This is a genomic window from Terasakiispira papahanaumokuakeensis, from assembly GCF_001709345.1.
GTDB classification, from domain to species: Bacteria; Pseudomonadota; Gammaproteobacteria; order Pseudomonadales; family Halomonadaceae; genus Terasakiispira; species Terasakiispira papahanaumokuakeensis.
The window spans coordinates 3,466,959-3,477,473 of the sequence record NZ_MDTQ01000001.1; the positions used below are offsets into that span (position 1 = coordinate 3,466,959).

Annotated in this window: 9 protein-coding genes, 4 tRNA genes and 1 rRNA gene; all 14 read right to left on the reverse strand. The window is 51.9% G+C overall.

Annotated elements, in window-relative coordinates; genetic code table 11:
* Positions 1 to 80 precede the first annotated feature (80 nt).
* Positions 81 to 4,160 carry a DNA-directed RNA polymerase subunit beta gene (gene rpoB, locus BFW38_RS15120; RefSeq protein ID WP_068999646.1) on the reverse strand — a complete coding sequence of 1,360 codons (4,080 nt, stop codon included), beginning with the start codon at positions 4,158 to 4,160 and terminating at the stop codon, positions 81 to 83.
* A gap of 208 nt (positions 4,161 to 4,368) precedes the next feature.
* Positions 4,369 to 4,737, reverse strand: a complete 369-nt coding sequence (gene rplL / locus BFW38_RS15125; protein WP_068999647.1) for a 50S ribosomal protein L7/L12 — start codon at positions 4,735 to 4,737, stop codon at positions 4,369 to 4,371.
* Positions 4,738 to 4,806: 69 nt separating this feature from the next.
* Positions 4,807 to 5,310: a 50S ribosomal protein L10 gene (gene rplJ / locus BFW38_RS15130; protein ID WP_068999648.1), complete on the reverse strand. Its 504-nt coding sequence runs from the start codon at positions 5,308 to 5,310 to the stop codon at positions 4,807 to 4,809.
* A 196-nt stretch (positions 5,311 to 5,506) separates the two neighbouring features.
* Complete coding sequence (rplA, locus tag BFW38_RS15135; protein WP_068999649.1) at positions 5,507 to 6,202, reverse strand: 50S ribosomal protein L1; 696 nt, start codon at positions 6,200 to 6,202, stop codon at positions 5,507 to 5,509.
* 1 nt (position 6,203) lies between these two features.
* Positions 6,204 to 6,635, reverse strand: a complete 432-nt coding sequence (rplK, locus tag BFW38_RS15140) for a 50S ribosomal protein L11 (RefSeq protein ID WP_068999650.1) — start codon at positions 6,633 to 6,635, stop codon at positions 6,204 to 6,206.
* 86 nt (positions 6,636 to 6,721) lie between these two features.
* Complete coding sequence (nusG, locus tag BFW38_RS15145) at positions 6,722 to 7,255, reverse strand: transcription termination/antitermination protein NusG (protein WP_068999651.1); 534 nt, start codon at positions 7,253 to 7,255, stop codon at positions 6,722 to 6,724.
* Positions 7,256 to 7,269: 14 nt separating this feature from the next.
* Positions 7,270 to 7,641, reverse strand: coding sequence for a preprotein translocase subunit SecE (gene secE / locus BFW38_RS15150; protein ID WP_068999652.1), 372 nt, complete (start codon positions 7,639 to 7,641; stop codon positions 7,270 to 7,272).
* 80 nt (positions 7,642 to 7,721) lie between these two features.
* Positions 7,722 to 7,797, reverse strand: a tRNA-Trp gene (locus BFW38_RS15155).
* A 147-nt stretch (positions 7,798 to 7,944) separates the two neighbouring features.
* Positions 7,945 to 8,019: transfer RNA gene (locus BFW38_RS15160), tRNA-Thr, on the reverse strand.
* An 8-nt stretch (positions 8,020 to 8,027) separates the two neighbouring features.
* A tRNA-Gly gene (locus BFW38_RS15165) sits at positions 8,028 to 8,101 on the reverse strand.
* A gap of 20 nt (positions 8,102 to 8,121) precedes the next feature.
* Positions 8,122 to 8,205: transfer RNA gene (locus tag BFW38_RS15170), tRNA-Tyr, on the reverse strand.
* 127 nt (positions 8,206 to 8,332) lie between these two features.
* Positions 8,333 to 9,118, reverse strand: a complete 786-nt coding sequence (locus BFW38_RS15175; protein ID WP_068999653.1) for a type III pantothenate kinase — start codon at positions 9,116 to 9,118, stop codon at positions 8,333 to 8,335.
* Positions 9,115 to 10,092, reverse strand: coding sequence for a biotin--[acetyl-CoA-carboxylase] ligase (locus BFW38_RS15180; protein WP_175400994.1), 978 nt, complete (start codon positions 10,090 to 10,092; stop codon positions 9,115 to 9,117). The genes BFW38_RS15175 and BFW38_RS15180 overlap by 4 nt, the downstream gene beginning before the upstream one ends.
* Positions 10,093 to 10,424: 332 nt before the next feature.
* A 5S ribosomal RNA gene (gene rrf / locus BFW38_RS15185) occupies positions 10,425 to 10,515 on the reverse strand.

Genomic DNA, 10,515 nt, shown 5'->3' on the forward strand with positions numbered 1-10,515 from the left:
GCCGAAGCTCCCGTTGAGGGCTAACGGGGAGCAAAGCTCCCCGCGTCACGCTGTTCTATCTCAGGCTGCCAAATCGGCGATCAGTATTCCAGGTCGATGTCGATCGCCAGCGACCGGATTTCCTTGATCAGCACGTTGAAGGACTCGGGCATGCCGGGGTCCATCTGGTGATTGCCATCCACGATGTTCTTATACATCTTGGTACGACCATTGACGTCATCAGATTTGACGGTAAGCATTTCTTGCAAGGTGTATGCCGCACCATAAGCTTCCAGTGCCCACACCTCCATCTCACCAAAACGCTGACCGCCAAATTGAGCCTTACCGCCCAGCGGCTGCTGAGTCACCAGTGAATAAGAGCCCGTTGAACGCGCATGCATCTTATCATCCACCAAGTGGTTGAGTTTCAGCATGTACATATAGCCCACAGTCACCGGACGATCGAACTTGTCACCTGTCCGACCATCATAAAGGTCCATCTGGCCACTGCTTGGCAGCCCAGCCAATTCAAGCATGGCCTTAATTTCATGCTCTTTTGCCCCATCGAAGACCGCGGTACCCATGGGCACCCCTTTCTTCAGATTGTGCGCCAGTGCAATGATCTCATCATCACTCAGTGATGCCAGGTCTTCGCGTTTTTTGCTATCGGCATGGTTGTAAACTTTGTCGAGGAAGCCACGCAATTCAGTGACCTGCTTGTCACGCTCTTGCTGCAACATCTCATTAATTTTTACACCCAGACCTCGTGCGGCCATCCCCAAGTGAGTCTCTAGGATCTGACCGACGTTCATACGCGACGGTACACCCAGCGGGTTCAGCACAACATCGACCGGCTCACCTTTTTCGTCATAGGGCATATCTTCAATCGGCATGATCGCCGAGATAACCCCTTTGTTACCGTGGCGACCCGCCATCTTGTCACCCGGCTGGATACGACGCTTGATCGCAACGTAAACCTTGACGATTTTGAGGACACCAGGCGCTAAATCGTCGCCTTGCTGAAGCTTGCGCCTCTTGTCCTCATACTTCTCTTCCATCTCTTTCTTACGCTCAACCAGCTGCGCTTGAGCCTGAGCCAGCAGCTCGTTCAGCGCTTCATCTTGCATCCGCAACTTGAACCACTGGTTATGCGCGAGCTCGTCAAGATAGTCCTCAGAAACGACATCGCCTTTTGCAAGCTGAGGACCGCCATTGACAGGCTGGCTCAACAACGATCGCTTCAGACGCGCAAAGGTTGCTTCTTCGGCAATGCGGTATTCTTCCTGCAGATCCTTACGGACCTCATCAAGCTGCATTTGCTCAATGGAAAGCGCACGCTTATCTTTTTCGACGCCATCACGTGTGAACACCTGGACGTCGATGACTGTACCCTTCATCCCGGTAGAAACACGCAGGGACGTATCTTTTACGTCAGACGCTTTCTCACCGAAAATCGCACGCAGCAGCTTCTCTTCTGGTGTCAGCTGGGTTTCACCTTTAGGTGTCACCTTACCCACCAGGATATCCCCGGGACCCACTTCAGCCCCGATGTAGACAATCCCAGACTCATCCAGCTTAGATAATGCAGCCTCACCCACATTCGGGATATCAGAAGTCACTTCTTCTGAACCCAACTTAGTGTCGCGGGCAACACAGGTCAGCTCTTGAATGTGAATCGTCGTAAAACGATCTTCCTGAACAACACGCTCAGAAACGAGGATGGAATCCTCAAAGTTGTAACCATTCCACGGCATGAAGGCGATGCGCATATTCTGGCCCAGCGCCAAATCCCCCATATCGACAGAAGGACCGTCAGCAAGGATATCGCCACGCGCCACCTGGTCGCCCGGCTTAACGATCGGACGCTGATTCATACAGGTGTTCTGGTTAGAACGCGTGTACTTAGTCAGGTTGTAAATATCAACACCGGCTTCACCACCGCTAACTTCGGACTCATTGACTCGAATAACGATACGAGACGCATCAACAGAGTCGACAACACCGCCACGGTCAGCCACCGCACAAACACCAGAATCTCGCGCAACAAAGCGCTCCATTCCTGTACCGACCAAGGGCTTATCCGCACGCAGAGTCGGCACGGCCTGGCGCTGCATGTTCGAGCCCATCAAGGCACGGTTAGCATCATCGTGCTCAAGGAACGGAATCAAGGCCGCAGCAACAGACACCACCTGACGCGGCGAGACATCCATCAGCGTCACTTGATCTGGCGTCATAAAGGTGGTTTCACCTTTATGGCGAACCTGAACCAGCTCATCAATTAGACGGCCGCTCTCATCTCGCTTGGCTGAAGCCTGGGCAATGATGTAGTGGCCTTCTTCGATCGCGGACAAATACACCACATCATCCGTGACCTGACTGTCGACAACTTTCCGATAGGGTGTTTCAAGGAAGCCATACTCATTAGTGCGGGCATAAGTCGCCAACGAGTTGATCAGACCGATGTTTGGCCCTTCAGGCGTTTCGATCGGACATACACGACCATAGTGAGTCGGGTGTACGTCTCGAACCTCAAAACCTGCACGCTCGCGGGTAAGACCGCCTGGCCCCAAAGCCGAGACACGACGCTTGTGCGTCACTTCCGACAGCGGGTTATTCTGGTCCATGAACTGAGACAGCTGGCTAGAGCCGAAGAACTCTTTGATCGCAGCCGCAACAGGTTTGGCATTAATCAGATCCTGCGGCATCAAACCTTCGCTTTCAGCCAAAGAAAGACGCTCTTTAACCGCACGCTCAACACGCACCAAACCAACGCGGAACTGGTTTTCGGCCATTTCACCGACAGAACGAATACGACGGTTGCCCAGGTGATCGATATCATCGACTTCACCGTGACCATTACGAATCGAGATGAGCTCGCGCATCACATCGATGATGTCACTATGCTCAAGCACACCCGGCCCAAGGTCGGATTCGCGACGTAAGCGTCGGTTAAATTTCATACGTCCGACAGAAGACAGGTCGTAACGCTCTTCAGAGAAGAAGAGGTTTTCGAACAAACCTTCAGCAGCTTCTTTGGTCGGCGGCTCACCGGGACGCATCATCCGATAGATCTCAACCAACGACTCTAGCTGCGAGCGGGTCGGATCGATCTTCAAGGTGTCAGAGATGAAAGGACCGCAATCCAAATCATTGGTATAAAGCGTTTCAAAGGACGTGATCCCGCCACGACCTAGCTTTTCAATAATTTCAGGCGTGATCTCAGTATTACATTCAGCAATCATTTCACCGGTGCTGGCATCGACCATATCTTTAGCCAGCATTTTCCCATAGATATAATCCACAGGGACCGACAGGCGAGTCAGGCCTGTCTTTTCTAATTGGCGAATGTGCTTCTGTGTGATTCGACGACCTTCTTCAACAATGACATTGCCATCATCATCACTGATCTCGAAAGTCGCTGTCTCACCACGTAAACGAGACGGCACCAGATCAACAGAGAAACCCGTTTTTTCCATATGGAAGCTACTGGTTTCAAAGAACATTTCCAAAATCTGTTCGGCGGAATAACCCAATGCCCGCAACAGAATTGTCGCCGGTAATTTACGACGACGGTCAATACGTACGAAAACGCTGTCTTTCGGATCAAACTCGAAATCTAACCACGAACCACGATAAGGAATAATTCGAGCGGAATAGAGCAACTTCCCAGAAGAATGCGTCTTCCCTCGGTCGTGGTCGAAAAAGACACCCGGAGAACGGTGGAGCTGTGACACAATCACGCGCTCAGTACCATTCACAATGAAGGTACCGTTCTCAGTCATCAGGGGGATTTCCCCCATGTAGACTTCCTGCTCTTTGATGTCCTTGATCGCCTTGTTCGGGGAGTCCTTGTCATAAATAATCAGACGGACTTTAACCCGTAACGGCGCCGCATAGGTCGCACCACGCAGGATACATTCCTTGACGTCGAAAGCCGGGGTGCCTAAACGGTAGCTCACATATTCGAGAGCGGCATTACCGGAATAACTCTCGATCGGGAACACAGACTTGAAGGCCGCGTGCAGACCTGTTTCTGCGCGCGCATCAACAGCCAGGTTCTCCTGTAAGAACTGCCGATAGGAATCGAGCTGAATGGCCAGCAGATAAGGAACGTCCATTACCTGCGGCAGTTTGCCGAAATCCTTGCGGATGCGTTTTTTCTCAGTGTAGGAGTAAGCCATCAGTTTTCCCCAGCTTTGTCACCAGAAACCTGACCGCAAAGGTCATAACACCTCAAAAGGGAGGTGGCACCTGCCGTGACGGCATGATTTCCGCATACTGGCCTAGCGTCAATCATTATAGAGGCCGTCAACGGAAAAAGGCCGGCAGCGCAAAAGCGCCACCAGCCATACAGCTGACTTTAACAGCTGCGAAGAGTAAGCACGTGTCTTACTTGAGCTCGACAGTAGCGCCAGCTTCTTCCAGCTTAGCTTTGGCTGCGTCAGCTTCTTCTTTCTCAACGCCTTCTTTCAGAGTTGCCGGTGCACCGTCAACCATGGCCTTGGCTTCTTTCAGACCCAGGCCAGTCAGTTCACGAACAACTTTGATAACGTTAACTTTCTTCTCGCCAGCGCTGGCCAGAACGATGTCAAATTCAGTCTGTTCAGCAGCAGCTTCACCGCCTGCAGCCGGCCCAGCAACAACAGCTGCTGCGGCAGAAACGCCGAACTTCTCTTCCATCGCTTCGATCAGCTCAACAACGTCCATTACGGACATTTCAGCGACAGCATTAATGATGTCTTCTTTGGTCAGTGCCATGTTAGCAATACCCGATAATTTGTGAGCCTGAGGAGGCTCGAATAAACGAATTCAGAAAGCAGCTTAAACTTAAGCAGCTTCTTCCTGCTTTTGGTCGCGAAGTGCTGCCAGTGTGCGAACCAGCTTGCCTGCAGAAGCTTCTTTCATTACAGACATCAGCTTCGCAATCGCTTCATCGTAAGTCGGCAGAGTAGCCAGACGATCGATGTCGCTCGCTGGAATCAGCTCACCCTCATACGCCAACGCTTTGACTTCGAATTGCTCTTCCTTGCTGCCAAACTCTTTGAACAAACGAGCAGCAGCGCCCGGGTGTTCCATGGAGAATGCAATCAAGGTAGGGCCGAAACATTCTTCAGCCACACATTCGTAGCTAGTGCCTTCCAGTGCACGACGCAGCAAGCGGTTACGAACCACTCGCATTTCTACGCCGTTTTCACGAGCCTGCTTACGCAGCTCGGTCATCGCACTTACGGAAACACCGCGTGAGTCAGCGAGGACTACAGAGAGGGCAGACTGGGCAGCTTCGTTGACTTCGCCAACGATGACTTTCTTCTGTTGAAGATTCAGTGCCACGGTAGTTGCTCCTCAGTTGAGGCCATAGGCCTCACGGTTTCCAACCCTCCGAATAATCGGAGTCGGGGTGATGGCTGGACCAACCAAAAGGTTTGGCGGTCACCATCTGCGCAGGCAAAATTAAGTTGCTAGGCAACACCTGCGGTCTTTGACGGCGCCCTGCGAAAACGCAGGGACCGCAAAAACAGACTCTGGCTTAAGCGCCCAGAGATGCCATGTCGATGATCAGACCCGGCCCCATAGTAGAGGACAGAGAGACCTTCTTCATGTATTGACCTTTAGAAGAAGCGGGTTTCAGCTTCTTCAAGTCTGCTAACAAGGCTTCCAAGTTACCTTGAATGGCCTCGGCAGAGAAATCAACCTTACCGATACCAGCATGAATAATGCCGTTTTTATCAGTACGGAAGCGAACCTGACCGGCTTTTGCATTAGTCACTGCAGTTGCGACATCAGGTGTTACTGTACCTACTTTCGGGTTAGGCATCAGGCCACGCGGCCCAAGGATTTGACCCAACTGACCGACAACGCGCATCGCATCGGGAGCAGCGACAACTACGTCAAAATCCATATTGCCTTTCTTGACTTCTTCAGCCAAATCGTCCATACCCACGATATCGGCACCGGCCTCTTTAGCCGCATCAGCTGCAGCGCCCTGTGCAAAAACAGCAACGCGAACAGATTTGCCTGTACCGTTGGGCAGCACAGTGGCACCACGGACAACCTGATCAGATTTACGCGGATCAACACCCAGGTTGATCGCAACTTCTACAGATTCTTTAAACTTAACAGTAGAGAGCTCAGACAGCAGAGCAACAGCTTCGGCGATAGTGTACTGCTTACCCGCTTCAACCTTTTCTGCAATCAGCTTCTGGCGCTTAGTCAGCTTTGCCATGTTACACACCCTCCACGTCGATACCCATGCTGCGCGCAGTACCCGCAATGGTGCGCACCGCGGCATCCAGATCAGCTGCTGTCAGATCGGGCTCTTTCATTTTGGCGATTTCTTCCAGCTGCTCGCGAGTCGCTTTACCGACCTTGTCCTTATTAGGCACCGCGGAACCGGATTTCAATTTCAGAGCACGCTTAAGCAGCACTGCAGCGGGCGGCGTTTTAGTGACAAATGTAAAGCTACGGTCACTATAAACAGTAATCACAACAGGAATCGGCAGACCTGCCTCAACGTCTTGCGTTGCGGCGTTGAACGCCTTACAGAATTCCATGATATTAACACCATGCTGACCCAGAGCCGGGCCAACGGGCGGACTAGGATTGGCCTTACCCGCCTGAACCTGCAGTTTAATGTACGACTGTACTTTCTTAGCCATGTTTTACTCCTAATGGGTATTAGCGCCTTTCGGCTCCCCTTGGCGCCTGAGCTTCAAAAGCTCTGGCAAAAGGGTTCTTCGTCAAGTCACTCTTTCTCGACCTGACTGAACTCCAACTCAACGGGCGTTGCACGACCAAAGATAAGCACCGACACATGCAGTCGATTCTTATCATAATTGACTTCTTCAACCACACCGTTAAAGTCTGCAAAAGGACCATCGACAACCCGGACCGTTTCGCCTGCTTCAAACAGCGTCTTCGGTCTAGGTTTATCAGTACCATCCTGCACACGCTGCAAGATGGCATCAGCTTCGCGCGAAGTGATGGGCGCAGGCTTTTCTGGCGTCCCACCAATAAAGCCCATCACACGCGGCGTCTCTTTGACCAAATGCCAAGTGGCGTCATTCATATCCATTTCAACTAACACATAGCCGGGATAGAATTTCCGTTCGCTACGGCGCTTTTTGCCGTCACGCATTTCGACCACTTCTTCAGTTGGCACTAGAATCTGGCCAAACTCTTCTTCCATGCCTTTTAACTTCACGCGTTCGATCAGTGAGCGCATCACTTGCTTCTCGAACCCTGAATAGGCATGTACGACATACCAACGTTTAGCCATGCTAGCAGCTCCTACTAGTAAATCACGCTTTTGATGAGCCAGCTTAGCAAAGAGTCCACCAGCCACAACAACAAACCGACTAGAGCCACTGCTGCCAGCACAATCAGGGTGGTCTGCACCGTCTCAGGACGAGTCGGCCAAACAACCTTTCGAATTTCTACACGGGCTTCTTTGGCCATGGCGACGAACGCCTGCCCCTTTGCTGTCTGCAATGCGACAAACGCAGAAACAGCGCCCAAGGCGACCACGCCGAGCACTCGATACAACACTGAAACTTCAGCAGCGAAATAACTATTACCCGCCACCGCAACAGCAATCAGCGCAACAACAAGCGCCCATTTTACTGTATCAAGGCGCGTCTGGGGCGCATCAACTTTTGCTTTCATAACGTGAAGGACTCCTTCAGACGCCCGTTTCCGGATATCCAGCAGGATGATTGTCGTGCGGGAACCAACCTGGGGAAGGTTGGCAGGCCAGGAGGGAATCGAACCCCCAACCTGCGGTTTTGGAGACCGCTGCTCTGCCAATTGAGCTACTGGCCTACACTTAAGAGGCTGCCAAAAACAGCCCGGGCATTATAGTCATACCAACGACCACTTGCAACCACCCGGACTTATCAAGCCGGCACACTAGACACCAGGCCTGATAAAAAAGGGCGGTTGTCTAAGCAGCCGCCCTTTCATTACCTATGGAGCTCATGGACGGATTTGAACCGTCGACCTCACCCTTACCAAGGGTGTGCTCTACCCCTGAGCTACATGAGCTTCAACTATGGAGCGGGCAGCGGGGATCGAACCCGCATCATCAGCTTGGAAGGCTGAGGTTCTACCATTGAACTATGCCCGCAAACCCACTTAAATCGAAACTGGTGGAGGGGGAAGGATTCGAACCTTCGAAGCTTTCGCGGCAGATTTACAGTCTGCTCCCTTTGGCCACTCGGGAACCCCTCCTAACAAGACGCGTCATTTTAATGACTATCGTCGCGTTGTCAACCCATCAGCAGGCCTTGCTGACCTCGACAACGCGGCGTAATGTACCAACCCAACTCCACGATGACAAGCTTTTTTTCTAATAAATTCAATATTTTTCAGGGGCACCATATAACTCACCCTGTTTTTCTGCTTCGGTCACAGGAAACATCAGCTCTAAACCTGCATAAACCATATCAGGCCATTGCTCAACATAAGCGTCCAAACCTCGAGCCACCATCGCCCCATCCCCTCCCGTTAGCAGTAATGGCACCTCGTAACCTAACCGCTGGCAACTCTGGCGATAACACTGATTAATCATACCGGTGACCGCCTGGTATATGCCCCTCGAAACAGCCTCTTGAGTGTTTTCTCCACATAACGCTAAATCACGACTCTCCAGATCAGCCTCGACCGGCACTTCACGAGTCCCTAGCTTCAAACTTTCCTTCATGAGACGCACACCCGGCGCAATAAACCCTCCTTGGTGTTGACCCTCAGCCGTCACAATATCAATCGTCACTGCACTACCACAGTCCACCACACAGCAAGCGCCTCGATGATGATAGCCAGCGAGCACCCCCAGCCAACGATCGACACCCAGCTTATCTGGCTGCAAATAACCATTGTGAACACCTGCAAATTGGACAGTTGAACGCGCCAAATGCATAGGCACCCGGAAGCGCCGACAAAGACGCTCAACGTCTCCAAGCACTTCTTGCCCCGCCACGTTAGACACCCTCACCATACGAATATCGCGTAAATCAGGGATATCCTCAGCATTACGCCAACGGTCACGCGTCCACAAAAACCCCCGCTCTAAGATACAGCTGCTTTCACTCGACTTAAGGCGCCACTTGGTCATAGTATTGCCGATATCAAGATCCAAAATCATACTTCCAACCTCACGCTGACCTCGCCTCCATGCAACCATTCTTGACGCCCATCTTCATGTTCCACCAGTAGCGCACCATCTGGCCCCGCATCGCCAAACACAACTGACTCCTGAGCCATCCCTCGCAACACCCAGCCAGGCTGTCCGGAAAACAGATGCGCCTTATTCCAACGATCTCGCCATGATGCAAACCCCTCACTCTCATAGCGAGACAAAACATCAGCTAGCCTGGTAATGAGTCCTGCGGCGACCATGTCTCTCTGAGGTAGTGAAGAGACGATATCGTTCAAACAAGTTGCGTGCTGATCTAAGTATTCCCGCTCTTCAGGCAGGAAGTTGATATTCAAACCACACCCCACCACGACTTGGCATTCACCACTTAAATCACCAACGACTTCAATGAGGATACCGGCTAACTTCGCCCCATGAGCATAAATATCATTGGGCCACTTAAGGCCTATACCCTCAGCCCCAAAAGACTGCAGCACTTCTTGAATTGCCACGCCAATGGCCAAGCTCAACCCCTCCAACGCTTGGGCACCCGAGTGAAATTGCCAGCCCATTGAGAGGTAAAGATGACGACCAAAAGGACTTGCCCAGGCCCGACCACGACGACCACGCCCATGACGCTGCATTTCAGCCATGATGACTTGGCCGTGGATAGAGCCTTCTCGCCCACGCTGCATTAATGCCAAGTTCGTCGAGTCAATCACATCGACCAGGGTGAGATTTAGGCTGTCAACAAGATCGGCCTTAAGCCCCCTGCGAACCCCTTCAAGGGAGAGCAAGTCGAGCGGACAGCGCAACCGATACCCTCGCCCTTTAACCGCTTCAACACTAAGACCATATTCATCGAGTTTTTGCAGCTGCTTCCAGACCGCAGTTCGGCTCACCCCTAGGCGATCGGCGAGCTCCTGTCCGGAGTGTAATTGACCATCAGCCAAGGTTGTCAGTACGTCATGCAATGCCATCATTAACCGCCCTATCGATGCTAAGACAAGCATTGTACTTTATCCCTCAGCGAACGGGAGTGGTCATTGGTCGATGCAGCGCACAATCGACTAAATTTCAATATTTCAATTCAAAAAAGCGAGGAAAGGGATTCGATAGGCCAACCCGCACACAGAGAGCACAACACTGCCGAGGCCAAGGATTGATGGAGGGGTGTGATGGGCTGTGATTAATAGATATGGGTAGAGGGAGTTTTGGGGTTGAGCGCGTTTTTTATCCAGTGGATTTTGATTTGTACCCACAACGAAAAACGCCCTGCTCATTGAGCAGGGCGTTGGAATAGATGCCTGACGATGACCTACTTTCACATGGGGAGACCCCACACTATCATCGGCGCTAAGTGGTTTCACTTCTGAGTTCGGCATGGGATCAGGTGGTGCCCACTC

Excerpts from the sequence above, each read along its gene's own strand:
- rplK (WP_068999650.1), bottom strand. The coding sequence starts at position 6,635 with ATGGCTAAGAAAGTACAGTCGTACATTAAACTGCAGGTTCAGGCGGGT.
- rplL (WP_068999647.1), bottom strand. The coding sequence starts at position 4,737 with ATGGCACTGACCAAAGAAGACATCATTAATGCTGTCGCTGAAATGTCC.
- rpoB (WP_068999646.1), bottom strand. The coding sequence starts at position 4,160 with ATGGCTTACTCCTACACTGAGAAAAAACGCATCCGCAAGGATTTCGGC.
- nusG (WP_068999651.1), bottom strand. The coding sequence starts at position 7,255 with ATGGCTAAACGTTGGTATGTCGTACATGCCTATTCAGGGTTCGAGAAG.
- rplA (WP_068999649.1), bottom strand. The coding sequence starts at position 6,202 with ATGGCAAAGCTGACTAAGCGCCAGAAGCTGATTGCAGAAAAGGTTGAA.
- BFW38_RS15180 (WP_175400994.1), bottom strand. The coding sequence starts at position 10,092 with ATGATGGCATTGCATGACGTACTGACAACCTTGGCTGATGGTCAATTA.
- secE (WP_068999652.1), bottom strand. The coding sequence starts at position 7,641 with ATGAAAGCAAAAGTTGATGCGCCCCAGACGCGCCTTGATACAGTAAAA.
- BFW38_RS15175 (WP_068999653.1), bottom strand. The coding sequence starts at position 9,118 with ATGATTTTGGATCTTGATATCGGCAATACTATGACCAAGTGGCGCCTT.